The organism is Pseudonocardia charpentierae (assembly GCF_031845345.1).
In the GTDB taxonomy this organism is placed as follows: Bacteria; Actinomycetota; Actinomycetes; order Mycobacteriales; family Pseudonocardiaceae; genus Pseudonocardia; species Pseudonocardia charpentierae.
The window spans coordinates 265,720-291,286 of the sequence record NZ_JAVREJ010000005.1 but is presented as its reverse complement, the minus strand read 5'-3'; the positions used below and the strand labels follow the sequence as shown (position 1 = coordinate 291,286).

The 25,567-nt window shown below is 70.3% G+C and carries 27 protein-coding genes and 1 pseudogene; 12 read left to right on the top strand and 16 right to left on the bottom strand.

Annotated features, from left to right (window positions below):
• Window positions 1-264 precede the first annotated feature (264 nt).
• Complete coding sequence (locus RM445_RS10705; RefSeq protein WP_397469270.1) at window positions 265-1,464, bottom strand: IS701 family transposase; 1,200 nt, start codon at window positions 1,462-1,464, stop codon at window positions 265-267.
• Window positions 1,465-1,851: 387 nt separating this feature from the next.
• Here RM445_RS10705 and RM445_RS10700 point away from each other — a divergent pair, with 387 nt between their 5' ends.
• The 3 genes from RM445_RS10700 to RM445_RS10690 all read left to right on the top strand — a co-directional run bounded on the left by RM445_RS10700 (window position 1,852) and on the right by RM445_RS10690 (window position 4,543).
• On the top strand, window positions 1,852-2,163 hold the full coding sequence (locus RM445_RS10700) for a hypothetical protein (protein ID WP_311556019.1): 312 nt from the start codon (window positions 1,852-1,854) through the stop codon (window positions 2,161-2,163).
• Between the two features lie 125 nt (window positions 2,164-2,288).
• A complete protein-coding gene (locus RM445_RS10695; protein WP_311556018.1) occupies window positions 2,289-3,263 on the top strand; it encodes a collagen-like domain-containing protein in 975 nt (324 codons plus the stop codon).
• Between the two features lie 326 nt (window positions 3,264-3,589).
• A complete protein-coding gene (locus RM445_RS10690; RefSeq protein WP_311556017.1) occupies window positions 3,590-4,543 on the top strand; it encodes an acyl-CoA desaturase in 954 nt (317 codons plus the stop codon).
• 130 nt (window positions 4,544-4,673) lie between these two features.
• On the opposite strand, the gene RM445_RS10685 is transcribed toward RM445_RS10690, so the two are convergent.
• On the bottom strand, window positions 4,674-5,084 hold the full coding sequence (locus tag RM445_RS10685) for a hypothetical protein (RefSeq protein WP_311556016.1): 411 nt from the start codon (window positions 5,082-5,084) through the stop codon (window positions 4,674-4,676).
• A 64-nt stretch (window positions 5,085-5,148) separates the two neighbouring features.
• Entirely contained in the window at window positions 5,149-5,322 is a 174-nt protein-coding gene (locus RM445_RS10680; protein ID WP_311556015.1) for a hypothetical protein, read from the bottom strand.
• A gap of 574 nt (window positions 5,323-5,896) precedes the next feature.
• On the opposite strand from RM445_RS10680, the gene RM445_RS10675 reads away from it, so the two are divergent.
• Complete coding sequence (locus RM445_RS10675) at window positions 5,897-6,280, top strand: STAS domain-containing protein (protein WP_311556014.1); 384 nt, start codon at window positions 5,897-5,899, stop codon at window positions 6,278-6,280.
• Between the two features lie 71 nt (window positions 6,281-6,351).
• Here the strand turns inward: RM445_RS10675 and RM445_RS10670 are convergent, their stop codons facing one another.
• The 3 genes and pseudogenes from RM445_RS10670 to RM445_RS32360 all read right to left on the bottom strand — a co-directional run.
• Window positions 6,352-7,101 carry a GAF and ANTAR domain-containing protein gene (locus RM445_RS10670; protein WP_311556013.1) on the bottom strand — a complete coding sequence of 250 codons (750 nt, stop codon included), beginning with the start codon at window positions 7,099-7,101 and terminating at the stop codon, window positions 6,352-6,354.
• A gap of 59 nt (window positions 7,102-7,160) precedes the next feature.
• Entirely contained in the window at window positions 7,161-7,388 is a 228-nt protein-coding gene (locus tag RM445_RS10665) for an ANTAR domain-containing protein (RefSeq protein ID WP_311556012.1), read from the bottom strand.
• 217 nt (window positions 7,389-7,605) lie between these two features.
• Window positions 7,606-7,950, bottom strand: a pseudogene (locus RM445_RS32360) (GAF domain-containing protein); the annotation flags it as partial.
• Between the two features lie 764 nt (window positions 7,951-8,714).
• Between RM445_RS32360 and RM445_RS10660 the strand changes: the two are divergent.
• The 4 genes from RM445_RS10660 to RM445_RS10645 all read left to right on the top strand — a co-directional run bounded on the left by RM445_RS10660 (window position 8,715) and on the right by RM445_RS10645 (window position 13,758).
• Window positions 8,715-9,680 (top strand): zinc-binding dehydrogenase, encoded by a 966-nt coding sequence (locus RM445_RS10660; RefSeq protein ID WP_311556011.1) that lies wholly within the window; start codon window positions 8,715-8,717, stop codon window positions 9,678-9,680.
• Between the two features lie 246 nt (window positions 9,681-9,926).
• A complete protein-coding gene (locus RM445_RS10655; protein WP_311556010.1) occupies window positions 9,927-11,075 on the top strand; it encodes a zinc-binding dehydrogenase in 1,149 nt (382 codons plus the stop codon).
• Window positions 11,072-12,997 (top strand): acyl CoA:acetate/3-ketoacid CoA transferase, encoded by a 1,926-nt coding sequence (locus tag RM445_RS10650; RefSeq protein WP_311556009.1) that lies wholly within the window; start codon window positions 11,072-11,074, stop codon window positions 12,995-12,997. The genes RM445_RS10655 and RM445_RS10650 overlap by 4 nt, the downstream gene beginning before the upstream one ends.
• A complete protein-coding gene (locus RM445_RS10645; RefSeq protein ID WP_311556008.1) occupies window positions 12,994-13,758 on the top strand; it encodes an HpcH/HpaI aldolase family protein in 765 nt (254 codons plus the stop codon). Before RM445_RS10650 ends, RM445_RS10645 begins: the two co-directional genes overlap by 4 nt.
• A gap of 86 nt (window positions 13,759-13,844) precedes the next feature.
• Here the strand turns inward: RM445_RS10645 and RM445_RS10640 are convergent, their stop codons facing one another.
• From RM445_RS10640 to RM445_RS10615, 6 genes are all read right to left on the bottom strand, one after another.
• The gene (locus RM445_RS10640) at window positions 13,845-14,330 is read right to left on the bottom strand and encodes an acyl-CoA thioesterase (RefSeq protein WP_311556007.1); all 486 of its coding nucleotides are present in this window, start codon (window positions 14,328-14,330) and stop codon (window positions 13,845-13,847) included.
• A gap of 181 nt (window positions 14,331-14,511) precedes the next feature.
• Entirely contained in the window at window positions 14,512-15,774 is a 1,263-nt protein-coding gene (locus RM445_RS10635) for a cytochrome P450 family protein (RefSeq protein WP_311556006.1), read from the bottom strand.
• Complete coding sequence (locus RM445_RS10630; RefSeq protein ID WP_311556005.1) at window positions 15,731-16,141, bottom strand: hypothetical protein; 411 nt, start codon at window positions 16,139-16,141, stop codon at window positions 15,731-15,733. The genes RM445_RS10635 and RM445_RS10630 overlap by 44 nt, the downstream gene beginning before the upstream one ends.
• 11 nt (window positions 16,142-16,152) lie before the next feature.
• Window positions 16,153-17,394 (bottom strand): NAD(P)-binding domain-containing protein, encoded by a 1,242-nt coding sequence (locus tag RM445_RS10625; RefSeq protein ID WP_311556004.1) that lies wholly within the window; start codon window positions 17,392-17,394, stop codon window positions 16,153-16,155.
• A gap of 8 nt (window positions 17,395-17,402) precedes the next feature.
• Complete coding sequence (locus tag RM445_RS10620) at window positions 17,403-17,957, bottom strand: OsmC family protein (protein ID WP_311556003.1); 555 nt, start codon at window positions 17,955-17,957, stop codon at window positions 17,403-17,405.
• A 27-nt stretch (window positions 17,958-17,984) separates the two neighbouring features.
• Window positions 17,985-18,107 (bottom strand): hypothetical protein, encoded by a 123-nt coding sequence (locus RM445_RS10615; RefSeq protein WP_311556002.1) that lies wholly within the window; start codon window positions 18,105-18,107, stop codon window positions 17,985-17,987.
• Window positions 18,108-18,491: 384 nt separating this feature from the next.
• On the opposite strand from RM445_RS10615, the gene RM445_RS10610 reads away from it, so the two are divergent.
• The 3 genes from RM445_RS10610 to dgoD are packed head-to-tail and all read left to right on the top strand — an operon-like array spanning window position 18,492 to window position 21,259.
• Window positions 18,492-19,118 carry a bifunctional 4-hydroxy-2-oxoglutarate aldolase/2-dehydro-3-deoxy-phosphogluconate aldolase gene (locus RM445_RS10610; protein WP_311556001.1) on the top strand — a complete coding sequence of 209 codons (627 nt, stop codon included), beginning with the start codon at window positions 18,492-18,494 and terminating at the stop codon, window positions 19,116-19,118.
• Window positions 19,115-20,074: a sugar kinase gene (locus RM445_RS10605; protein WP_311556000.1), complete on the top strand. Its 960-nt coding sequence runs from the start codon at window positions 19,115-19,117 to the stop codon at window positions 20,072-20,074. The genes RM445_RS10610 and RM445_RS10605 overlap by 4 nt, the downstream gene beginning before the upstream one ends.
• 36 nt (window positions 20,075-20,110) lie before the next feature.
• Window positions 20,111-21,259 carry a galactonate dehydratase gene (gene dgoD, locus RM445_RS10600; protein ID WP_311555999.1) on the top strand — a complete coding sequence of 383 codons (1,149 nt, stop codon included), beginning with the start codon at window positions 20,111-20,113 and terminating at the stop codon, window positions 21,257-21,259.
• A gap of 47 nt (window positions 21,260-21,306) precedes the next feature.
• On the opposite strand, the gene RM445_RS10595 is transcribed toward dgoD, so the two are convergent.
• The gene (locus RM445_RS10595) at window positions 21,307-21,825 is read right to left on the bottom strand and encodes a TraR/DksA family transcriptional regulator (RefSeq protein ID WP_311555998.1); all 519 of its coding nucleotides are present in this window, start codon (window positions 21,823-21,825) and stop codon (window positions 21,307-21,309) included.
• Window positions 21,826-22,110: 285 nt separating this feature from the next.
• Here RM445_RS10595 and RM445_RS10590 point away from each other — a divergent pair, with 285 nt between their 5' ends.
• Entirely contained in the window at window positions 22,111-23,235 is a 1,125-nt protein-coding gene (locus RM445_RS10590; RefSeq protein ID WP_311555997.1) for a PucR family transcriptional regulator, read from the top strand.
• A 21-nt stretch (window positions 23,236-23,256) separates the two neighbouring features.
• Here RM445_RS10590 and uxuA read toward each other — a convergent pair whose 3' ends face one another.
• The 3 genes from uxuA to RM445_RS10575 are packed head-to-tail and all read right to left on the bottom strand — an operon-like array spanning window position 23,257 to window position 25,488.
• Entirely contained in the window at window positions 23,257-24,378 is a 1,122-nt protein-coding gene (gene uxuA, locus RM445_RS10585; protein ID WP_311555996.1) for a mannonate dehydratase, read from the bottom strand.
• A 19-nt stretch (window positions 24,379-24,397) separates the two neighbouring features.
• Window positions 24,398-25,288, bottom strand: a complete 891-nt coding sequence (locus RM445_RS10580; RefSeq protein WP_311555995.1) for a CbtA family protein — start codon at window positions 25,286-25,288, stop codon at window positions 24,398-24,400.
• Window positions 25,279-25,488 carry a CbtB domain-containing protein gene (locus RM445_RS10575; RefSeq protein ID WP_311555994.1) on the bottom strand — a complete coding sequence of 70 codons (210 nt, stop codon included), beginning with the start codon at window positions 25,486-25,488 and terminating at the stop codon, window positions 25,279-25,281. Before RM445_RS10575 ends, RM445_RS10580 begins: the two co-directional genes overlap by 10 nt.
• Window positions 25,489-25,567 lie beyond the last annotated feature (79 nt).

Genomic DNA, 25,567 nt, shown 5'->3' with positions numbered 1-25,567 from the left:
CGCGGCGGCCGCCCGGTCGCCTTGACCGGCGGCAACACCTCTTCCAACACCTGCCACTGCGCCTGAGACAGATCACCACGAGCCACACTCAGCCCAACGAGCGAACCCGTTCCCAAACACGCTCTAGTACTCCAGCCGCAGATTGTTATGGAACGCCCGTGCGTCTGCGGTAGTGGCTGGTGCGGGCGCGGTGTTGGTGACGGCGTCGCCAGGTCGACCAGGCCCAGATTCGGGCGTGGTTGTGGCGGGTGCGGGTGGGTGTGGTCAGGTGTGCCAGGAGACGGCGGATCTCGCCGAGGGTGAGCGGGATGAGGCCGCTGCCAGGTCTTTTGGGGCGATCGCGGCGGTCACGGCGAGGTAGGCGTGGGCGAGCATCGCCAGGGTGATGTGGCGGTACCAGGCGTCGTAGCGGCGGACCTGGTAGTGGTCGAGCCCGACCTCGGTCTTCGCGGTCTGGAAGCACTCCTCGATCGCCCACCGGGCGCCGGCGACCCGAATCAGCTCCTCGTCGGCGGTGCCGGGCGGGCCGGCGCACAGGTAGTAGGCGAGCTCCGGCTCGCGGCCGGCGGCGGTCTGGTCGGTGGTGAGGATCTGGCGGCGGACCAGCAGCCAGCGCCCCCAACCGGGTGGGGTGTCATCCCCGGCCGACACTGAGGCCACGGCCCAGTCGAACAGCCGCGGGCCCTTCGCCCCGTCCGCGCAGCTGCGGCGCTTCCACGCCTGCTCCGGCGCCATCGCCGTGGCATGGTCGGCCCGGCTCGAGCCGGCCCCAGCCGGGATGCTCTGGGAACGAGGGACGGCGACGACGTAGCCGATCCGGCGTTTCTCGCACCAGGTCCGGAACTTGTAGTCCTGCCCGTAGGCCTCATCGGCGGTGATCCAGGAGGCGGGAACGCCGGCGGCCAGGGCGCGGTCGAGCATCTGCTGGGCCAGCACGGCTTTGGTGGCGAACTCGACCTCGTCCGGGATGGCCGCGGCCCGGCAGCGGTCCCGATCTGCTACCCAGGTCTTGGGCAGGTACAGCTCCCGGTCGATCAGGGTGCGGCCCTTGCTGGTGGCGTAGGCGAGGAAGACGCCGAGCTGGCAGTTCTCGATCCGGCCGGCGGTGCCGGAGTACTGGCGCTGCACCCCGGCGGAGCGGAGGCCCTTCTTCAGGAACCCGGTCTCGTCGACGATCAGCACCCCGCCGGGCTCGCCGAGGTGTTCCACGACGTAGCTGCGCAGGTCGTCGCGGACCCCGTCGACGTCCCAGTTCGCCGAGTTCAGCAGCCGCTGCATCCCATCCGGGGTGGCGTCCCCGGCGACCTCGGCCAGCGTCCACCCGTTCTTGCCCGCCAACGGCGCCAACAGGCCGCGCACGTATGCCCGGGCCCGCCGCCGCGGTTCAGGCCGGAAGAACCTGCCCGCGACCTGCGCGAACAACCCGTCCAACCCGGCCGACCACGCCGCAAGATCCTCCTCCACGATCACAAGATCGAGAGGATAAACCACAGTCGATCACGAACTGCGGCTGGAGTACTAGCCCGGTGGCAGGGCAGGCGGAGAACGACGATGGCCTCCAACGATTCGCGTCCTGAGTTCTGCCCGCCGCCACGGAGCCCGTGAAATTCAGGGCACCGCTGCGTGAACATCCAACGGCTGTCGTGTCGTCCCTGTTCACCGGATCTTCGAACAGCTCAAGGCATCGTGTTTTCTCTGTCACGTCGGCTGCCGTAAACGCTGTGCGACATGGGTCTCCAACGCGGCAGCGGCCTGGCGGCGCGCCTAGTGTCGGTTTTGTTGCCCGAGCGATTCTGCGGCCCATATCTGGGGCTGCGCGCCGGGTGCGCTCGATCAATGGAGTTTGTTTTCTTGTCTGTCAACACCCCGAACCACGTCCTCCGCAACGAGGCCCAGGACGGCGCCGTTGTCGGCGCATCCGTGGATCGTTTCGCCGAGACGAAGGCCGCGTTCAAGACGACCGAGTTCGTCGTGTTCCTCGTTGCCGTCGTCGGTGTGCTCGTCGCCTCCGCGCTCGTCGGTGACTCCGACGGCCGCGGTGATGTCTTCCTCGCCGACAAGGCCTGGTTCTACGTCACGCTGCTCGCCATCGGCTACATGGCCAGCCGCGGACTGGCCAAGGCTGGCGTCCGCGCACACCGCGACGCCTCATACGACGCCTGATCCGACGCCTGATCTGAAGAAGGCTCACCGCCACCGCTCACGCGGTCGGCATCGTGGCACGTTCCGCCGCATGCTGCGGCACTGCCGGCTCACGGCCGGTATCGATTCTTTGATACGGAGCACAAATGGCAGAAGCGACAGATAACGGCGCAGTCGACAACGACGCCACCGTGACCGTGGCCGCAGTTGTCGCGGAGGCGGGTCCGCGGGGCGAGCAGGGCCTGCCCGGCAAGCCGGGTGTTTCCGGCAAGCCCGGCCCCAGCGGCGAGAAGGGCGAGTCCGGAGACAAGGGCCAGCCTGGAGACAAGGGCCTGGCCGGTGACCAGGGCCTCAACGGTCAGGCCGGCGAGAAGGGTCTGACCGGCGACACCGGTGAGCGCGGCGAGCAGGGCCTCAAGGGTCTGCCGGGCGAGGTGGGCGAGAAGGGTCTGCCCGGTGAGCGTGGCGAGCAGGGTCTGACGGGTCTGCCCGGTGAGAAGGGCCTGCCCGGCGAGCGTGGCGAGCAGGGTCTGACCGGTCTGTCCGGTGAGCAGGGGCCCATCGGTCCGGTGGGCCTGCCGGGCCCGATCGGTGAGCAGGGACCGGTCGGCCCGATGGGTCCGATGGGCCTGCAGGGCCCGATCGGTGAGCAGGGCCTGCGCGGCGAGGTCGGCCCGACTGGCGACCAGGGTCCCGCGGGCGAGCAGGGTCCGATCGGTGAGCGTGGCGAGCAGGGTCCGCGCGGTGCCGACGGTCTGCCGGGCGCGCCGGGTGAGCAGGGTCCGATCGGCGAGCAGGGCCCGGTGGGTCCGGCCGGTCCCGCGGGTCCTCCCGGAATCCCGGGACCGCAAGGCATCCCCGGCCCGCAGGGCCGCGGGGGTTACGCACCCGAGCCGGTGACCCCGATTCGTCCGGTGGCCGAGTGGACCGCACCCGCGACACCCCGGGCCGTGCCGCAGTCGGAGTGGACCGCACCGTCGGCACCCCGCGTCTCGCAGCCCGCTGCCGCCGCTGTGGTCAACCCCGTTCAGCTCTGGGCAAGCCTGGCCGACAACCTGTTCGCGCTCCAGCGCAAGACCTGGGCCAGCATCGCCGGGATCCAGCGGCCCGACAACAACTGACCGTCACCTGCCCCGGAACCGGGGTAGGGCCGCACGACCACCGCGGGCGCCTTCCCACAAGGGAGGCGCCCGCCGGCACGTCGAGGGCTGCCCGGCAGTCCGTCGCAGCGTCGCCGACGCGAGCTGGTCGGACGTTGTCACAGGGGTCACCGTCAGCGGACGTGTGCGCAGCCCGGCCGGGGGTACCCAAACCAGGACGGGAAACTCGACTCGGTGCACGCCAGAGGCGATGGAGCCCGGTGTCATGACGGCTCCCGGACCCGGGCCACAAGCATCAACGGCCTGCAGCATTTCTGTGGTCCGAGACCGAGGAGACCGTGTCACCCATGTCCCCATCGACCGTGTCGGCGTCCGCCAAGAAGGCGCCCCCGCAACCCATGCTCGACGGCAAGAAACCCCGCTTCGAGTTCTTGATCGTGCACGCTTTCGTGCTGATTCCAATGCTGGCGCTGGCCGCCGCCGTGCCCCTGGCTTGGGGGTGGGGGCTGAGCTGGCTCGATGCCGGGCTCGCCGTCTGCTTCTACTTCCTGTCCGGGTTCGGTATCACCGCCGGGTTCCACCGCTACTTCACCCACCGTGCGTTCAAGGCCAACCGCGGTCTGCGCAACGCCCTGGCGATCGCCGGGAGCCTCGCGCTGCAGGGCGACGTCCTGACCTGGGTCGCCGATCACCGCCGCCACCACGCGTTCACCGATAAGGAGGGTGACCCGCACTCGCCGTGGCTGTTCGGCACCACGCCGGCCGCGGTGGCGCGCGGTTTCTGGCACTCGCACATGGGTTGGACCTTCAACAGGGACCGGACCAACGTCGCCCGCTTCGCCCCCGACCTGCTCGCTGATCGCGACATCAGCCGCATCGCCCGCCAGTTCCCGCTGTGGACCGTCGTGAGCCTGCTCAGCCCGGCCCTGCTCGGCGGCCTGATCACCATGACCTGGTGGGGCGCACTGACGGCATTCTTCTGGGCCGGCCTTGTCCGCGTCGCGGTCCTGCACCACGTCACCTGGTCGGTCAACTCGATCTGCCACATCGTCGGCGACCGACCTTGGACCCACCGCGACCGTTCCACCAACGTCTGGCCGCTGGCCATCGCCTCGATGGGCGAGTCGTGGCACAACCTGCACCACGCCGACCCCACCTGCGCCCGGCACGGCGTGGAACGCGGACAACTCGACATGACCGCCCGGCTGATCTGGATGTTCGAGAAGCTCGGCTGGGCCCACGACGTCCGCTGGCCCACACCCAAGCGCCTGGCCAGGCTCCGCGCGAGTGCACAGACGTGACCGGCAGACGACCATGTGAGTGAGCCGGAGGCGATCCCGCCGCGGCGCGGGCCAACTCGACGGCGCCCTCTGGCCTTCGGTACGGGACCGACCACGACGACGTCGGACCTGCCCGGGCCGAAGAACCGGTTCACAGGTGTGGTTTCGATGGCCCGAGCAAGCGCTCCAGCGCGTCAGCGTATTCGCCTTGCCTGCTCGCCCACGCGGTCATCGTGTCGGCGAGGTCGCGCTGAAGTTCGGCCCAGCGGGTCATGTGCTCGGCGAATTCGCGCTGACCGTTGCCCAGATTCCGGATAGCCTCGATCACTTCCAGGGGTGCGGGTTCGACGCCGACTTCCGGGGAGGTGTCGTCGGGGGCGGCAACCTCATCGGAGGTGTCGCTGTCCGGGGGCGCTTGATCCTGATCGTCTGCGGTAGCCGGCGCTGCCGGGGTCTGCGGTGCCTGATCGGTCCCGGGCTGGAGTAGTCCGAGCCAGCCCTCGGCGGCGCGCGTCGCGGCGTCTTGTTGTGCGCGCCACAGCGCATTCATTGCGTTGTCCATGTAATTCCTCCAGTGCGTGCGGATGCCTTGCCATTCGGATCGGCCAGGCTCGTCGGCAGGTGGGTCAGCTCAACGCCACGGATCTCCGTGCCGCGTCGGCGGCCGGGTTCAGGGTCCGGTCGAGGAAGGCGGAGATGACCGCGTTGAACGCAGTCGGGTTGTCCTGGTTGCTGGCGTGACTGGCGCGGGGGATGGTCGCGTCCGTGGCGTCGTCCCGACTCAACTCGTGCCGTTGCATGGTCCACCTTCGAGTCGGATGCTTCTGCGGGAATCCGCGAAGGTGCGCCAGCGGGACGTGCAGACTTCCTTGACGCAATGATGCGGAAGCTCGGAATTGCGTACAGCACACAGCGGGAAAGTCATGCCCGATTGCTGGTGCCACCTCCGGCACACCTCAGTGAGCGATACACCGGGACCGGGGCGTACGCCGAGTCAGGCCTGATTTCGCAATTTTAGGCCACCACGTCGAGCAGTGCAATGCGTCAACCCAGCGCGCAGCCTCACATTTGTGGTGGTGGTGGTGCTCTTTGGACGGAGCGGCGCGAGATGCAGATCGGTCGAGACGTCCGCGAGGGGTCGCCGGGAAGGCTGCCGCGCCCTATGCTGTCACCTGTCGCACTGCCTGTCGCACCGCGGCTGGTGGCGACGTTCTGCGAAGAGCCCTCGGGCTGCTGGTTGCAGCCCGGGTTATCCGCCTCGATTTCGAGTGCTCGGCGCCCCCGACCCCGGCCCGTCACCGCCAGTTCTGGGTGGTGTCGTGCTCGGGCCTCTTCCCCGTGCGAGCCCGGTGGCAGGGCGGACGGAGAACGACGATGACCGCCCACGACTCGGTTCCTGAGTTCTGCCCGCCACCGCCGATGTCGGTTCGGCTCGACGTCGAGGTGGTGCGCGAGGAGGCGCGTGAGGCGGTGGTCTTCGTCCGGGGTGAGCTCGACCGGGCCTCGGTGCCGCTGCTGGTCGGGTGCCTGCGGGAGCTTCTGCACACCGACGGTACGGATCGGACGGTGGTGGTGAACCTGGTGGGGACGACGTTCGTCGATGTCGGCGGGATGTGCGCCCTGTTGGAAGCCACGGGATCGGCGAGGCGCCGGGGTTCGCGGCTCTATCTGGCCGGGTGCAGCACACAGCTGGTGCGGCTGCTGCACCTGACCGACCTGTTCGACGAGGTCCAAGTCATTTCGTCCGGGCGGACCTGACCCGACGGCCGCTGCGTCTGGTGCTCTGGCCGAGTCGGCATCGGCCGAGCCGGGCATGGACGACCCCGACGTCACCTCACCGGGACGGCGAGGACGTGGCGGGCGAACGCGCGGTCGGTGACAACGCGGCGGGCGACCTCGCCCAGCAGCAGGTTGTGCCCGCGGGCGTAGCGGCGCAGGCGGTCGAACGCCGTGTCCATGGTCAACGTCCCCTGCTGGGCGAGGACGCCTTTGGCCTGTTCGAGGACTACGCGGCTGTTGAGCGCGGACTGGAGTTGTTCGGTGACTATTTCGCCGTGGCGGATGGCGCGTTCCTGCAGGATCCCGATGGTGGCGATGTCGGCCAGGGCCTGCCCGAGGCGCAGGTCGGCCTCGGGCAGCGGGCCGGGGCGGGTATGGAACAGGTTCAACCCGCCGATCGCCTGTCCGCGCAGCCGTAGCGGCAGTGCGTGCACCGAACGGTAGGAGCCCTTCCCGGCCAGCGCGGTGGTCAGCTTCGGCCAGCGGCCGGCGGCGGCATCGAGGTCGGTCACGGTCACCGGCTGCCCGGTGCGTATGCAGTCCACGCACGGGCCCTGGTCGGCCTGGATCTGCATCAGCTCGGTCCAGTCGGACTCCTCGCTGGAGGAGGCCACGGTGCGCAGTTGCCCGCGGGGGTCGAGGAGCATGATCGCGGCGGCGGCGGCGGAGAGCAGCGTCACGCTGTGCCCGACGAGCCGGTCGAGTGCGTCGATGACGTCGTAGTCGTCGACGAGGGTGTCGGCCAACTCGATGAACGCCCTCATCAACAGTGCTTCGCGGTCGTTCTGAACGTGGCTCACGCTCGACTCCCTTCCGGGGCGTCCAAGAGTATGCCCGGATGGCGGGTTCGCATCCTGGCTCAGTCCATGTCCTGGGTGAACACCAACCGGCGGGCGACGACGTCGCGGGCGACGTCGGCCAGCGGCCGGCGGGCGGCGAAGGCGTGCGCGCGCAGCCGGACGAACGCATCCTGAACGGGAACGTCGAGCTGAGCCAGGATCATCCCGGTGGCCTGGTGGACCTCGGCGCGGTCGTTCCACAACCCGTCCCACCACGGCCCGTCCCATCCCGGCTCCTGTAACCACAACCCGTCTGCGCCGGTGAACTGCGGGCCCCCCTGCTGGCACTCGCTGTCCTCGTCCCCATGCCACCGGTCGGTAAGCCGGCCGTCGCGGTGCCCGTCGGTTCCGGGGCGGCCCTCGGAGTGGCGTCACCGGTGTGGGCGGGCACCGCGAGCAGCATGAGGGTGGCGGTGTCGGCCGCGGCGAGGGCGTCGCGCAACTCGTGCCTGCGAAGGGGGCCGGTGTGGTGCGGTAGAGGTCGAGTACCCCGAGGTTGATCGTGCCCAGCTGTAGCGGCAGTGCGAACAGCGCGCGCACATCGGTCTGTTCGGCGACCGCGCCGGCGAACATCGGCCACCGGGCGGTCGAGACGTGGTCGTCGATGTCGGGGACCAGCACCGGTCGGCCGGACACTGCGGCCTCCATGCACGCGCCCTCGCCCAGGGTGAACTGCAGGTCGTCCAGCGTGGCCGCGGTCGGGTCGGTGGCCGACAGTGTCTCCCGTGACGTGGTGGCGGTCAGCAGTGAGATCGCGGCGCCGTGCACGTCGAGACACGCCACGTAGGCCCGGCAGATCTCGGCGGCCATGTGGCGGTCGTCGTCACCATGACCGGCGAGGCGGATCAGTGCCCGGGTCAGTGGGCCCAGCTCAGGAGCCACAGCGGCGCCTCCCAGCGCGCCGGCGTGTCCCCCGGGCCCAGGACGGATCGCTCGCCGGGTGCTTCATCAGGCTGGGTACTTCATGGGTTGGTGCACGATCCCGTCCGAGGCCGATGAACACCGTCGTGCGGGCAGCGTAGCCACCGGCCCAGCGATGGCGGTCCCGCTCATGCACCTGGTCAGGTCGTGGTAGCGCGGGCACGACGGCTCACGCCGCGGGGTTCGCGGCCGCCGGACGCCTCCGGCGACCGCGCCCGGTCGCCCGGGCGCGTTTCACCGCGTCCCGGTGGCGACGCCGCACCTCGGTCTCGTCGTACGGTGTCCGGCACCGGCACGGGGTGTCGCCGACGGTGACGTCCCCACAGCGGTCGCAGATCACCACAACCCCACACACTTTCTCCGAAGGCTGCTGAGGTCTCCCGGCCACACGCGGCGCCGGGACGTGGGATCGATCCGCAAGCGAAATCCGAATGGAAGTCCTGGACCTCATGTGGCACCGCCGCAACATCGACAGGGCCGCCAGGGTCTCGAGCGGATCCGGACAAGCATGCCACGGAGGCCAGACATCTGCACGACACCCGAGCAGAACCTCCCGGGTTGCACCACCGCTCCGGGTCAGCAGTCGATCACCCGCCGATGGCAGCAGCGTGCTCCGCACCATCGACGCCCGATATCGGGCTAGGTTTGCCGTCATGTTCGCCGTCTACGCATCCGAGCCCAACCCCACTGAGCCGCTGAAGTCGCTGACCGTCGGGGAGCGTCCCGAGCCGGAGGTCGCGGACGGGTGGGTCTCTGTCGACGTGGCTGCGGCGAGCCTGAACATGCACGATCTGTGGACGCTGCGCGGTGTCGGCATCAAGCCCGATCAGTTCCCCATGATCCTCGGTTGTGACGGCGCCGGCCGGCTCGCCGACGGCTCCGAGGTCGTGCTGTATCCGGTGATCGGCGACGCCGCTGTCGCCGGAGACGAGACCCTCGACCCGAAACGCTCGCTGCTCACCGAGAAATACCAGGGGACGTTCGCTGACACGGTGGTGGTGCCGGCACGTAACGCCGTGCCCAAGCCTGCCGGACTGTCGATGGCGCAGGCGGCCGTGATGGGTACGGCGTGGTTGACGGCCTACCGCATGCTGTTCGTGAAGTCCGGTCTCCGCCCCGGGCAGACCATGCTGGTCCAGGGCGCCTCCGGTGGCGTCGCGACGGCGTTGGTCCAGCTCGGGCGCGCGGCCGGCATGCAAGTGTGGGCGACCGGACGCACCGACGCCAAGCGGGCCGTGGCCGAGCGGCTGGGGGCGGACGCGACGTTCCCGTCGGGGGCGCGGCTCCCGGCTCGGGTGGACGCGGTCTTCGAGACCGTCGGCGAGGCGACCTGGGCCCACTCCATGAAGTCGCTGAAGCCGGGCGGCGCGATCGTCGTCTCCGGTTCGACCAGCGGCCCGAACCCCGGGGCGGACCTGCAGCGACTGTTCTTCCTCCAGCTGCGGGTGATCGGCGCGACGATGGGCACCCGCGGCGAGCTCGCGGACCTGCTTGCCTTCGTCGCGCAGGCCGGGATCACCCCGGAGATCGGCCTTGAACTGCCGATGGAACAGGCCGAGGAGGGGTTCAGCGCGATGCTGGGCGGCGACACCACCGGGAAGATCGTCTTCACGCGCTGACCGGCCCGGGTGCTCGGGTAGGCCAGGCGTTGCACCGGCCGTGACGGCAACCTACCCTCAGTACAGATTTCAGGCTCGGCTTTACGCCTCGGACCCCGGTGTATCGCCTCGACGGCTTCCTCCGGCGGTAGGACGATCTCCCAGTTGGTCCTCCTGCCTCGGCGAAGCTTCCTCGCCCGTCACCCGTAGCGATGCGGGGCGGGGCCGGAACCCGCATTTCCGTGCGGGTTCGTCGCGCGATCACTGGTGGCGCTGGGTACAGCGGTCGCCGAGGAGGACATCATTTCGCAGCCGACGATGCGTGCCGCTGTGCTCGACGAGCCGGGAACGGCACTGCGTGTGGAGACCATCGGTAAGCCCGAGCCGCGGGTCGGCGAGGTGCTGCTGCAGGTCACGGCGTGCGGGGTCTGCGCAACGGACCTGCATGTGATCAAGGGCGAGGTGGGTTTCCCCACGCCCTGCGTACTGGGGCACGAGGTGTCCGGCGTCGTCGAGGCCGTCGGCGCCGGCGTGGTCACGTGCGCGCCCGGCGACCCTGTGGTGGCCGCGTTCCTGATGCCGTGCGGGTTCTGCCGCTCGTGCGCCCGCGGGCGTGACGACCTGTGCGAGACGTTCTTCGGGCTCAACCGGGTGCGAGGCACGCTCTACGACGGCACGACCAGGCTGTACCGCACCGACGGCTCCCCGTTGGCCATGTACTCCATGGGCGGGCTCGCCGAGTACGCGGTGGTACCGGCGACGGCGGTCTTCCCGGTGCCGATCGACCTGAATCTGGAGGCGGCGGCGGTGCTCGGCTGTGCGGTGCTGACCGCCTACGGGGCGGTCGCGCACGGGGCTCCCGTCCGACCCGGTGATCGTGTGGCCGTCGTCGCCGTCGGAGGCATCGGGCAGAACATCGTGCAGATGGCCCGGGCCTTCGGCGCGGTGCAGATCATCGCCGTGGGACGCGGCCAGGCCAAGCTGGACGTCGCCAAGCGGATGGGCGCCACCGACACCGTGGACAGCAGGGCCACCGATCCGGTCGAACGGGTGCGCGAGCTCACCGGGGGTGACGGGGTCGACGTCGCGTTCGAGGCTCTTGGCCGCCCCGAGACCTTTCAGCAGTCGCTCGCGATGGTGCGCGAGGGCGGGACCATGGTCGCGGTGGGCATCGCCGACGGCGCCGCCACCGCTGCGGTCGGAATCACCCACGTCGTACGCCGCTCGATCCGCCTGGTCGGGTCCTACGGCGGCCGCACCCGCACCGACATGCCGGCGCTGATCAGACTCATCGAGGCCGGCGCCGTCACCGTCGACGCCCAGATCAGCACCCGTGTGCCACTGGACGACGCCGGGCGGGTCTATGAAGCCCTCGACCGCGGCGAGGTCGTCGGCCGCGCCCTGGTCGTGCCGTGAGCCGGAACAAGGTCATCACTGCCGAGGCGGCGGCCGGGCTGGTGCTCGCCGGCGACACGATCGCCACCACCGGCTTCGTCGGGACCGGCTTCGCCGAGGAACTCGCCCTCGCCCTGGAACGGCGTTTCCTGGACACCGGGGAACCCCGCGACCTCACGTTGGTCTTCGCCGCGGGCCAGGGCGACGGCGGCAAGCGCGGCGTGAACCACTTTGCCCACGAGGGCATGGTCAAGCGGGTCATCGGCGGGCACTGGGCCCTGGTACCGGCGCTGGGAGCACTCGCGCTGGGCAACCGGATCGAGGCCTACTGCTTCCCACAGGGCGTGATCTCGGTCCTCTATCGGGAGATCGCCGCCGGGCGGCCCGGCCTGATCACCACCGTCGGCATCGACACGTTCATCGACCCCCGCCTCGAGGGCGGCCGCATGAACGCGATGACCACCGAGAACCTCGTCGAGGTGCTCACGGTCAGGGGCCGCGAGCACCTCCTCTTCCCGTCCTTCCCGATCAACGTCGCGTTCCTTCGGGGAACGACCGCGGACCCCGAGGGCAACGTCACCATGGAGCGCGAGGCCCTCACCATCGAGGTGCTGTCCATCGCCCAGGCCGTGAAGAACTCCGGCGGCATCGTGCTGGTCCAGGTCGAACGGGTCACCACCGCGCACATGCTCAACCCGCGCGAGGTGCGCATCCCCGGCATCCTCGTCGACGGCGTCGTGGTCGCCCGGCCCGAAAACCATCCGCAGACCTTCGCCGAGGTCTACAACCCGGCCTACACCGGCGAGATCCGGACCCCGCTCGACCGGCTGCCCGTGCTCCCCACCGGCCCGCGTAAGGCCATCGCCCGTCGGGGCACTCTCGCGCTCAAGCCCAACGCGATCGTCAACCTCGGCATCGGCATGCCCGAGGGCATGGCATCGGTCGCCCACGAGGAGCACGTGCTCGATCTCATCACTCTCACCGTGGAGGCCGGCGGGATCGGCGGTCTCCCCGCAGGCGGTCTGAGCTTCGGCGCGGTCACCAACCCCCAAGCCATCATCGACCAGCCGTACATGTTCGACTTCTACGACGGCGGCGGGCTGGACCAGGCCTTCCTCGGCATGGCCGAGGTGGACGCCGAGGGCAACGTCAACGTCAGCCGTTTCACACCCAAGCTGGCAGGCCCCGGCGGGTTCATCAACATCAGCCAGAGCGCCAAGGCGCTGTGGTTCATGTCCACCTTCACGGCCGGGGCGAAGGTCGCGATCGGCGACGGGCGCCTGAAGGTCGTGGCCGACGGCGCGATACGGCGCTTCGTCGATCGCCTGCAGCAACGCACCTTCAGCGGGGCCTACGCCCGCAGCCGGGGCCAGCAGGTGCACTTCATCACCGAGCGGGCGGTGTTCCGGCTCACCGACGACGGGCTGCTGCTCACCGAGATCGCCCCGGGCGTCGACCTGGACCGCGACGTGCTCGCCCACATGGAGTTCACCCCTGCCATCGCCAAGGACTTGCGGGAGATGGATTCCCGAATCTTCTACGACGAGCCGATGGGGCTGTCCCGCGACGCCTTGGTGGACCTCGACGACCGCTTCGTCCACCACCCTGAGGACAACGCGCTGTACGTGAACCTCGAAGGCCTGCACCTCGACTCCGCCGAGCAAGCGAGCGAGTTGGCGGCCTACCTGGACCGGCGGCTGACGGCCCTCGGCCACCGGGTCCACGCCGTCGTCAACTACGACAACCTCGAACTCGGCCCGACAGCGGAAGACGCCTTCTTCACCATGATCCGCGACAGCACCGAGAAGCACTTCCTCAGCGCGACGCACTACTCCACGAATGCCTTCTTCCGTCACCAGCTCGGCGGCCGCTTCACCGAGGCGCAGCTCGGCCAGACCATCTACCCCACATTCGCAGCGGCCCGGGAAGGAACCCGTGAATGACCGACCTGTCCAGCCGCCTGGCCTCCGGTGACACCCTGTACGGCACGTTCCTCGGCCTCGGCTCCGCGCTGGCCGCCGAGGCCTGCGCCCTCGCCGGGTTCGACTGGCTCCTCACCGACCTGGAGCACGGCGGCGGCGACGAGAGCGAGCTGCTGCCCCAGCAGCTCGCCGCCGACGCGCATGCTGTCCCGATGCTCGTCCGGGTCGAGTCCACTCACCGCATCCGCGCAGGACACGCCCTCGACCTCGGCGCAGCCGGGGTCATGTTCCCCGGGATCGAATCGGTGGACCAGGCCACCCAGGCCATGCGGCACCTCCGGTATCCCCCGGACGGAGACCGCGGCGTCGCCACCTACAACCGCGCCTACGGATTCGGCCTGCACCCCGAACGGCTTGCGACGGCGAACGATCGCGTGCTGGGCGTCGTCCAGATCGAGAGCAAACAGGCTGTGGAGCGGGTCGAGGAGATCACGAAGGTGCCCGGGATCCATGTCCTGTTCATCGGCCCGCGCGACCTCTCCCACGATCTCGGCGTGCCCGGCAATACGAGCGCACCGATATTTCAGGACGCATTGAAGCGCATTCTGGCCGCTGCCGAGGACGCCGGCCTCGCCGCCGGCATCCTCGCTCCCGACGCCGAGACCGCCCGCCGATACGCAGACCAAGGCCTGCGCTTCATCGGCATCGGCTCCGACGCCACCCTGCTCGCCCTCGCCGGCAGACACGCCGTCGAGTGCGTCCGCCGCGCCGCACGTACCTGACTCACCACTCGTGCGTCGATACCGCAGGCCTGCTCCACCCGCAGCCGAGGTCAGGGGCCTTCAGGCTTCCTGGCACCTCGCCGGGATCACCGCTCATCCACCGCGCTGCGATGAAGGCGGGTCAGCGCGACGCGCACCTCGTCGGGCACGCGCAAGGGCCGCCGGGCCGTCCGGTGAACGTAGACGTGGACGAACCGGCCGGTCGCGGCCGGCAACGCCGGCTCCCCGAAGAGAGCAAGCCGATAGACGACGCTTGAGGTACCGAGCCGTTCGAGCGCGAGCCCCGCAGTGACGGTGCCCGGGAACTCGAGCTCGGCGTGATAACGGCACGACGTCTCGACCACCAGCCCGATGGCGTCCAGCCTGCGGATGTCGACGCCACTGGCCTCTATGAGCCAGCCGTTCACTGCGGTGTCGAAGATGCTGTAGTGCACGACGTTGTTCACGTGGCCGTAGACGTCGACGTCTGCCCATCGGATGGGAACGTCGCGCAACACCGGGAAGTCGCTGCGGCGCAGGTTGCGGTGGTCCCAGACGTCCCGCGTGGCGGTGTCAGGGGGTGGGTCCGGCATGTCATCGAGCCTGCAATCCTCGGCGCCACGCCGTCGCCCCCAGCGACAGCAACGGACGGTCTGCCGCTTCCGTCGAGTGATCGGCCGCTGGCATCGCGGCCGTCACGTTCGCCGACCCGGACCTCGCCGCCAGCCGCCGATCTGGTCGAGCTGCCCACCGCCGCTGAAGGCTTCCCCAGGCTCAGTGGCGACGCCTCGTGGGACCGAGCACGACGGGAAGCTCCGACAACCCCCGCAGGACCAGTCCGTCCCCGTGCCCCCAGCGCAGCCGCTCGGGTTCGACGGCCAGTCGCATGGCGGGAAACCGGCTGTGCAGCGCGGACAGTGCGATCCGCGCCTCCATTCTGGCCAACGGCGCCCCCAGGCAGTGGTGGATGCCGTGGCCGAGGGCAAGGTGCCCGCGGTCGGTGCGGTGGATGTCGAACGACTCGGCGTCGCGATACCGCTCAGGATCCCGGTTGGCGGCCGCCAGCGAGACGATGACTTGCGCGAAAGCAGGGACGACGATCCCGCCGACCGGGATCTCCTCGGTCGCGTAGCGGAAGGTCGAATGCGGGACCGGCGCGTCCCACCGCATGCATTCCTCGACCACGCGAGGCACCAGGCCCGGGTCGGCCACGAGTGCGTCGCGCTGCTCGGGATGCCGCAGCAGGGCCACGGTCCCGTTGCCGATCAGGCTGGTGGTGGTGTCGTGCCCGGCCACGACCAGCTGGAAGATCGTGGAGAGCATCTCCTGCTCGGTCAGCGCGCCGTCGCGGTCGGCGGCGACGACGAGGTCGGTCACCAGGTCCACACCGGGCGCGGCGCGTTTGCGGTCCAGCAACGCGGTGAGGTAGCCGACGATGCCATCGGAGGCCGCCACCGCAGCGGCCGGGGGCTGCGGCCCGGCGAACGGGGCGAGCAGGTCGGCGAACCAGCGGCCGAGGTCGGCCCGGTCCTCCTCGGGGATCCCGAGCAACTCGCAGATCACGGTGAACGGCAGCGGGAACGCGAAACGGGCCACGAGGTCGACCCGTTCGTCCGCTCCGCAGTCCTGCAGATCGGCGAGCAGGTCGTCCACGATCGACCGGATCCGTGGCTCCAACGCCGCTACCCGTCCCTTCGTGAACGCGGGCATCGCCAGCCGCCGCAGGCGCGTGTGGTCAGGCGCGTCGACGGCCAGCATGTGCCGGGCCAGTGCGGGCCCGGGCAGACCCTCGGCGACGACCTCACCGCTGTGAGCCAGCGCGGCGTGCATGTCCTTGGACAGCCGCGGGTCGTTCAGCGCGGCCCTCGCCTCGTCGTGGCCGACCACCAGCCAGGCCGGGTGCCCGTCGGCGAGGCGCACCTCGTGCACCGGTGCGGCCGCACGCACCTGGGCGAACAGCGGGAACGGATTGTTCCGGTCGTAGTTGTCGTGGTCACCCCACGAGTGGAGCGCCGGATGGCGCGGGCATGTCAACATTGGTCTCGATCTCCCGAAAGCCGGAGCACAGTAGGTCGATCACGGCCAGACGGCCGTCGACGAGATTGCAGATCGCGGTCTGGGTGCAGACCCAGCGCTGCGCCGCCCGGATCACGTCCAGCCGGTAATGGATCAGCAGTTTGTCGGCGACGGACTCGCCGGCCGACTCGACGACGTGGACGGCGTCGAAGTCTTCGAAGAGTGCACAGAGACAGGCGGCGACGTTCTCCCGCCCGTGGGCCTGTATCGGACCGCCGGGCAGCAGGGCGCGCAGCCGCGCCGTCTCGGTCAGCGCCGCCGAAAGTCGCTGCGGGTCGCGCCGGGCGACGTCCGCGGCGATCTGGGCGGCGACGGGGTGGTGTTCCACGGCGGGTCCTCTCAGCTCGCCCGCCGGCAGGCGAGCGTGTCCAGGTGGGTGATGAGGTGCGCGACCAGCTCGCGGGCGTCCGCCGCCGCCCCGTCGATCAGCGTCGACTTGCGGCGCCGCAGGAAGGGCAGGCCGATCAGGTAGAGGCCGGGGGATGCGGTGACGCCACCGTCGTGCACGGGCCGGCCCTTCCGGTCCAGCACGCCCGCATCGACGAACGACAGGTCCGGGCGGTAGCCGGTGGCCCAGACGATCGTCTCGATCCCGCCCTCGCCGGCGCGCATGGACAGGTCAGCCGACGCCGGGAGTTCGGTCGGGGCGAACCGCTGCGGTGCCTCGACGTCGATCCCGGGCCGGTCGGCCCACGCGTCGAGCGTGTTCAGGAGCCGACCGAGCTTGAGGTCGGCCAGGGCGCAGACGTTGGGCAGTGAGCCGGAGAACTGCGCCACGCCGTCGCGGACGCCGGCAAACCGCCCGACCAGCCGCACCCCGCGCCGCCGCAACGTGGTGAGGTCGACCGTCGCCCGCTGCGGCGAGCCGACCAGCTGCATCGACGGCAGATTGCGCGCCCGCACCAGGTCGGGCTGCGCGTCGTAGCGCTCGTCGAGCACGCCGGCGGCGTCGAGCCACCAGAGGATGTCGCGCCCCCGGTAGGTCCGCGGCATCCGCACGTGCTCGCCGACGGCGAGGGTCACCGGCCGCCCCGAACACCGCAGCTCGTCGGCGATCTGGACGCCACTCGCCGAGGCGCCCACGACCAGCACCCCACCGGGCGGCAGCGTGTCGGGGTTGCGGTAATCCGCGGCGGAAACCGTGGCGATCGCCGCGGGCACCGGCACCGCCGGCACGGCCGGCACCGCGGCTGCACCGGTCGCGACCACCACCGTGGCCGCAGTCCAGGTCCCCCGGTCGGTCCGCACCAGATAGCCGTCGCCGCCCGGGCGGATCGAGGTCACCGTGACGCCGGACCGGACGGGCGCGGCCGACGCCACGGCGTAGTCCTCGAGGAAGCGCACCACCTCGGGCGTACCGAGATAGCCGTCCGGGTCGGCCCCGGAGTAGGCGAAGCCCGGCAGCCGCGTCATCCAGTTGGGTGTCAGAAGGCGCAGGGAGTCCCACCGCTGGGTTCGCCACGACGCGGCCACCTCGCCGCGTTCGAGGACGACGTGGTCGACGGAACGTGCGGCGAGGCAGCGGCTGACGGCGAGCCCGCAGTGCCCGGCCCCGACGACGACGGCAGTGGTGTGGTGCATGGCAGGCCCTACGAGACGTCGACCGTGACGGCGGTCGGGTTGGTGAGGATGTCGTAGACGGCCGAGCGCTTCTGCGACTGCGCGACCAGGGCCTCGATCTCCTCCGACGTCGCGTCGGCCTCGATCCGGTAGTCGACGCGCACTCCGCTGAAGCCGTTGCGGATGTCCGGGTCGGCCCCGAGGATGCCGTGCAGGTCCATCTCCGCGGTGACCGACGCCTGGATCGCCCGCAGCTGGATCTGCCGCTGCTGCGCGACCGCGGCGATGCCTGCCGTCAGGCAGCCCCCCAGCGCGACCAGCACGTACTCCACAGGCGTGATCCCGTTGTCCTGCGCGGCGAACTGCAGCGGGTGGTCGATGTCGAAGGCGAACACCTTCCGGTGCGTCTGCTGCTCACCGAAGCCGAAGAAAGTCTGGACGTCCGCCCGACTGTGCGTGCCGTTGACCCACGACACCGTGGAACGCCACTGGAACTGGGCGATCTGCGGTGCGTCGGCGAACGCCTCACGGGCTCCGAGCAGAGCCTCGACGTTCACCCCGTTGTCGACTAGTGACGTGGTCATGATGCAGTCCCTTCTCGTGACAGCGGGTCAGGAGTTCGCGGTCTCGGGACCGAACTCGGCCGCCACGGACGTGGCTGCGATGTCGCGCAGCTGCTCGGGCGTCAGGTCCGATGCCCCGGGAAGGTTGCGCTCGATCAGGAAGGTAGCCATTACTCTGCTCCGTTCTCGTGGGGTCGATGCTTTCGACCTGGAGAACGCTAGGGGCGCTGATGGCCGCGCCGCGTCGGAAGATCTTCCTATGTCGGCCTCGCGGACTACCCATTCCTACGGCCGAAGAGGCAATGGCCCACGACCGGCAAGAGACCAACGAGCGTCATGGAGAAAGACCTCGTGGCCGGCCCGCTCGGCCTGGCTCGGCGCGGAGTACGGCTGGACGCAAGCACCCGGCCCCTGTGATGCACGCCACTCTTCCGTTTCGGGTCGGTAACCCGGGTCACACCGTGGGGTCGTGACGACGGCGTGGCAACAGACCCGGAGGGACGCCTTGCAGTGAGTGCAGCAGAGATTCCCACGCCCGCGCCCGCCCGAGTGCCGATGAGTCAAGCCCTGGTGACGACCCGGGTCGTCGCGATCCTGCGCGCGGAGAACGCCTCTCGAGCCGAGGAGGTGGTGGACGTGCTCCTGGAGAACGGCATCCGCAGCCTCGAGCTCACTCTGACGACGAAGGGCGCGCTGGAAGTCGTCGAGCGCCTGGCAGCGAAGGTGCCCGACGGCACCGACATCGGGGTTGGCACCGTCCTCACCGCGGACGAGGTGGACCGGGCGGTCGACGCCGGGGCACGCTTCGTGGTGTCGCCCTCCGTCGTGCCCGCGGTGATCGAGGCGGCCATCCGGCACGGCATCGCGAGCTATCCCGGCGCGTTCACCCCTACGGAGATCCACGCTGCGTGGAGCGCAGGCGCGAGTGCGGTCAAGCTGTTCCCCGGCGGGGCGCTCGGGCCGGGGTACCTCAAGGCCGTGCGTGCTCCGCTGCCGGACGTCCCGCTGATCCCGACCGGCGGTGTCGACGTCGAGGCGGCCGGGGCCTGGCTGGACGCGGGGGCGGTCGCGCTCGGCCTGGGAAGTCCACTGATCGGCGACGCGCTCGATCCCGGTGGCGATCTGGACGCGCTGGCCGAGCGGGCGCGGGCGGTGACCGCAGTGGTGGACGCGCGGAGATGAGCGACGCCGACGGCGGGCTGGTCACTCTCGGCGAGACGCTCGGGCTGCTCGTCGCCGACGACGTCGGCCCACTCTCGCTCGCCCGGGGGATGCGCCTGAGCATGGGCGGCGCCGAGTCGAACGTGGCGATCGGGGCGGCGCGCCTCGGTGTGCAGGCGACGTGGATCGGGCGGCTCGGCAACGACCCGATCGGTGACCTGATCGAGCGCCAGCTGCTGGCCGAGCGGGTCCGCTGCCTGGTGCAGCGCGACCCGTCGCCGACCGCGATCATGCTGCGCGAACGCCGTACGGGCACGTCCACGCGCGTGTCCTACTACCGGCACGGCAGTGCCGGCTCGCACCTGCGACCTGCGGACATTCCGGACGGTGTCGTGGAGAAGGCCGGCGTGCTGCACCTGTCGGGGATCACCCCCGCGCTCGGGGCGGAGCCGGCGGCGGCGGTCCGGGAGGCGGTGCGGCGGGCCCGGCAGGCAGGGGTCCTGGTCTCGGTCGACCTCAACTTCCGGTCGCGGTTGTGGGACGCGGGCACGGCCGCCCCGGTTTTCCGGGAGCTGGCGGCCGGTGCGGACATCCTTTTCGCGGGCGACGACGAGGCCCGTATCGCGCTCGAGAAGGACGATTCAGTGGGACCGGAGGCGCTCGCGGACGCGCTCGCCGCGCTCGGGCCGTCCGAGGTCGTGGTCAAGCTCGGGCGGCACGGTGCGACGGCCCGGATCGACGGGGAGCTGATCGAGGTTCCCGCCGTGCCGGTGCACGCCGTCGACACGGTGGGTGCGGGCGACGCCTTCGTCGCCGGCTACCTCGCGTCCCGCCTCCTCGGCCGCGGGGTCCGGGACCGGCTGTCCACCGCCGCCGTCACCGGTGCGTTCGCGGTCACCGTCCCCGGTGACTGGGAGGCGTTCCCCCGGCCGCACGAGCTGGCGTTGCTCACGGCGGAGGAGGACGTGCAGCGCTGACCCCGGGCCGCGGCCCGGACAGGAGGAGGACCCACGATGAAGATCACGTCGGTCACGACCTACACCGTGCCGCCGCGGTGGTTGTTCCTGCGCGTCGAGACGGACGACGGCCTCGTCGGCTGGGGCGAGCCCGTCGTCGAGGGCCGGGCGGCCACCGTCGCCGCGGCCGTGGACGAGCTCGCGGACTACCTGGTCGGGCAGGATCCCCGCAACGTCGAGGACATCTGGACCGTGCTGTACCGCGGCGGCTTCTACCGCGGTGGGCCGATCCACATGAGTGCGCTCGCCGGCATCGACCAGGCCCTCTGGGACATCAAGGGCAAGCACCTTGGCGTGCCCGTCCACGACCTGCTCGGCGGCGCGGTCCGCGACCGCATCAAGGTCTACTCCTGGATCGGCGGCGACCGGCCCGCCGAGACCGCGGCCGCCGCCCGCGGCGCGGTCGACCGCGGATTCACCGCGGTCAAGATGAACGGCACCGCCGAGATGCAGTTCATCGACTCCTGGGACAAGGTCGACCGCTGCGTGCAGAGCGTCGCCACCGTCCGCGACGCCGTCGGGCCGAAAATCGGTGTCGGCGTCGACTTCCACGGGCGGGTGCACAAGCCCATGGCGAAGGTCCTCATCAAGGAGCTCGAGCCCTACAAGCTGATGTTCATCGAGGAGCCGGTGCTCAGCGAGCACGTCGACGCCGTGCTCGACGTCCTGCGCGCGGCCTCGACCCCGATCGCGCTCGGGGAGCGGCTGTATTCGCGGTGGGACTTCAAGCACGTCGTCGCCAGTGGGGCGGTCGACATCATCCAGCCGGACCCCTCACACGCCGGCGGCATCACCGAGACCCGCAAGATCGCCACCATGGCCGAGGCCTACGACGTGGCGGTCGCCCTGCACTGCCCCCTCGGCCCCATCGCCCTCGCCACGTGCCTGCAGATCGATGCGGCGACCTACAACGCGTTCATCCAGGAACAGAGCCTCGGCATCCACTACAACACCAGCAACGACCTGCTGGACTACCTCGCCGACCCGTCCGTCTTCGCCTACGACGAAGGCATGGTCGCCATCCCGCGGGGTCCTGGTCTCGGGATCGAGGTCAACGAGGACTACGTGCGCGACCGCGCGAAGGAAGGACACCGCTGGCGCAACCCGATCTGGCGGCACGCCGACGGCTCCTTCGCGGAGTGGTAGCAGCTGCTCGACACCGGTTGATGTGGACCCGGGTGGGGACACAGTCGTCACCTCTGCCGGGCTGGGCCGACCGGGTCGTTCGACTGGCGGCGACGACGACCGGTCGTCGGCTTCCGGCGTAGCGCCTGGTGGCCGGCCCGTTCGTCGCGGTGCTGGCACGCCAGGCACAGGGTCGTCTTGGGAATCGCCTCGAGCAGAGTCAGTGGAATGGCGTTGCCACAGGAGCGACAGTCGCCGTAGCGACCGGTGTGCATCCGCACGAGAGCCAGCTCGATGTCGGTGAGGGCCCGTCGTGCACCGGCCGCCAACAGTTCATCGACTTCGCGGAGAGCGAGTACCGCCTCCTGAGCTCCGGAATCAGACGGGACCTGCTGCCGGCTGCACGCCTCGAGGCGAGCGAGCTGCTCGCTGCGAAAGAGATGCTGCTCCTCGAGGGTTGCCCGCAACGAGGGAAGTCGGGAGACGAGCGCATCGCCGGCTTGGGTCTGCACCTCATCCGGCTCCGGGCCGTGAGCGGCGGCCGAACGTGAACGAGCCATGGACAACTCCTCGAGGATGGCGAGCACCGGATCCGGCCGCGAGGCAGGCGGCGAACCATGTCCACTGTGCTGCCGGACCCGGCGCGACACATGGCGGTATCTCGGTCGACAACCACGACGTAGGTTGCCGATGACCGGCAATATCGGAGAATCGCCGCTCCACGGCACGTGGAGTCCCGCACGTGGACGAAGGGAACGACCGTGGCTGAGAGGAGCGCACCACAACGCGGGCGTGACCGGGACGAGGCGCGCCCGGACGACGGGGCATGGCTTGCAGACGTGGCGCGCGATGCGTGCCGAGACGTCGGCGACGTGCCGATCGAGCTTCTCGGCGACTACCTCCGGCTCCTCGCCGACGCCGCGACCTCGGGCCGCAAGCCCGACGCCGCCGAGCTCAACGCGGTCGATCTTCTCGGGCGCCGAGCGGCGGAGCTGGGGGTGTCGGCGGGCAGTGCCGTGCAGCTGTACCTCTCGGCGGCACGCCGGTTGTGGCAGCAGCTGCCGGCGGTCGTGCGGTCACGGGACAGCGAGGTCGTCCGGGCAGCGGCGGCTGCGGTGCTGCACGTGGTCGACGAAGCCGTCGCACGCCTGGCCGAGGGGTACAACGACGCGCGGCGGCAGATGGTCAGGTGGGAGGAGACGCTGCGGCGCGACTTCGTCGAAGACCTCCTGCGCGGCGATGCCGACGTCGGCAGACTGGTGGAGCGGGCCGAGCCGTTCGGCCTCGACATGGCGCGACCCCACCAGGTCGCGTTGGCCGCCCCCTCGGGTCGGTTGAACGAGACCGAGGCGGCGATCAGCTCCCTCGAACGCGCCGTCGTGCGCTGGGCCGGTGACCGCGACGTCCTCGTCGCCACGAAGGACGGCTGGATCGTGGTGCTCACCCCGGCCGACACCGACGTCCCGGGCCCACGCACGGGTGCGAAGACTCTGGGCGACCTCATGCTGGCCGAGTTGGCGCGGCTCCCGCGCGGCAGGCCCTGGCGGGTCACCGTCGGCCGCCCCTACCCGGGTTCGTACGGGATCGCCCGGTCGTACGAGGAGGCACGCGAGGGTCTCACCATGGCCGTGCGGCTGCGGCTGGACAGTTCACTGGTCCAGGCCGAGCAGTTGTTGATATACCGGGTGCTGCTGCGCGACCAGCCCGCCATCGCCGATCTCGTGCAGTCGGTCCTGGGCGAGTTGGTGCACGCCCGCGGTGGCGCCGAGCCGCTCCTCGAGACCCTCGACGCCTACTTCGTCACCGGCGGCGTCGCCACGACGGCGGCGCGGCGACTGCACCTGTCGGTGCGCGCCGTCACCTACCGGCTCGACCGGATCAAGACCCTCACCGGATACGACGCCGCCGACCCCGCCCAGCGCTTCACCGTCCACACCGCCGTGCTCGGCGCGAAACTGCTGGGCTGGCCGCACCGCGACCTCGCCGTCGACCGGTAACCGCTGCTTGCCGGGCGCAGGTCAGCCCTGGTACCGGACGGTGTCCCACACCCCGAGCAGGTACTGGATGCCCAACGCCCGGTCGTAGAGCCCGTAGCCCGGGCGCGGTCTGCGGGTGGTGTTCTCGTCCCACAGGTGCCGGCCGTGGTCGGGCCGGATGTAGCCGGTGTACCCGGCTTCCGCGTAGGCCTTCATGATGCCGACGGTGTCGACGTCGCCCTCCCGGGCCCGGTGCGCGACCTCGGTGAAGTCGCCGTTCGGGAAGTGCTTGATGTTGCGCACGTGCGAGAAGTGGATGCGGTCCATGAAGGTCGTGACGGCGTCGACGGCGTCCTGCTCGGGGTTGGCCGAGAACGAGCCCAGGCACAGCGTCAGACCGTTGTAGGGGCTGCTGTTGAGCGACAGGACGGTGGCCAGGTCCTGCTTCGTCGACACCACTCGGGGCCAACCGAAGAGGTCGAACGGGGGGTCGTCGGGGTGCACGCCCATCTTCACGTCGTACGCCTCGCACGTCGGGATCATCGCGTCGAGGAAGTACCTGTAGTTGGCGTACATGTGCTCGTGGGTCACGCCCTCGTACGCCGCGTTCACTTCACCGAAACCGGCGAGGCGTTCGGGCTCCCAGCCCGGCAACGTCAGCCCGCCGGAGTTGGCCTCCATGTCGGCGATCAGCTTCTCCGGCGACATCTGGTCGACGACGGCCTTCTCGTAGAACAGCGCCGTCGAACCGTCGGGGAGCGGGTGCCACAGATCCGTACGAAGCCAGTCGAAGACGGGCATGAAGTTGTAGCAGACCACCTTCACGCCGGCGCGGCCCAGCCGTTCGATCGTGGTGATGTAGTTGTCGATCGCCTCGTCCCGGCCGAGGCCGAGCACGGTCTTGCCGAGTTTGATCGACTCGTGCACGTTGACCGACTCGACCACCTCGGCGTCGAGGGTCTTGGTGACGCCCCGGGCGGCCGCCTCGGTGGAGATCGAGGTGATCCTGGCGATCTCCGCGTCGATCTCGTCGGTCTCCCACACCTGGCCGGCCTGCTTGTCGTGCAGGCTCCACACCACGGTCTCGACCCCGGGGATCTGCCGGATGTCGTCGAGGGAGATCGTGTCGTTCCCCTCGCCGTACCAGCGGAAGCCCATCTTCATGTCGTTCTCCTGGCATCGATCAGACCGCGGGGGTCCCCTGCCTGTCGTCGACGCCCGACCGGGCGAGCAGCCGCTCGGCCAGTGGTGCGAACGCCACTCCGATGACGCCCCAGAGCAGGGCCTGAGCCATCACCGAGTAGAGCCGGAAGTAGTACAGCAGGTCCGGGTCGAAGCCCGGGAACACGATGGCGCCCGACGGGTCGCGCAGCGGCTGTGGTGTCTCGGTGAGCGCCGGGCCCACCTCGCCCGCGTTCGCGGACAGCGAGCCCAGCGGTGGGAGCAGGACCATGACCAGGCCGATCACGACGACGAACGCGAGGCCGGCGAGCAGCGTCGCGTTCCAGGTCCCGAACCGCGGTGCCAGCCGCTGCCCCAGCCAGAGCGCGGCCGCGCCGAACACCAGGCAGGCCACGACCATGACCCCGTACAGCCCGGCCCGTTGCGCGATCGTCGCGTCGTTGCCGACCGCCGGCGGGTTCGCCGGGTACTTGAGGAACGGCACGAGGAAGAGCACCAGGAAGCCGCCGCCCGCGACCAGCAGCGACAGCTGCCGGGCCGATACCCGGCCCACCCGGCCGTACGCCAGGCAGTAGGCCACACCGAAGAAGCAGCCCACGGCGAGCCCGAAGAGGATGATGCCGACCCCGATGCCGACATTGCCCTGGACGGCCCGGCTGAAGAGCTCGGACCCCTCCGCGCCGACGGGCTCGCCCGCCGCCGCGGCCAGCGCCGCCTCGGCCTCGCCCCGGCCGCCCTCGTAGTCGATCGCCTGCTGGATCAGCGGCTCGGCGAAGATCCGCGCGAACACGAACGCGACCAGCCCGCCGAGCAGTCCGACGCCCGCGGCCCGCAGGACCAGGCCGCTGACCAGGGCACCGGCCCCAGCCGGTGCCGGCCCGCTCAGTGGCACGGGAATCCCAGGAAGTGCCGGGCGTCGTGGACGAACTCGTGGACGACCATGGTGTTGCCGAACACCGAGGTCGCGCCCTCGTCGATGCCGATGAAGTAGTAGATCAGCAAGCCGAGGACGAGCGAGCCGAACAGCCACGGGAGCGTGGTGGAGACGGGGATCGCCACGGGGCGCGTGCCCGCTGCGTAGGCACCAGTCATCTGGGCTTCCTGCCTTTCCGGCTCTGTCGAGCCGTCCGCGTCGAAGGACCTGCGTACGACGCGAGGGCTGAGGCAGGAG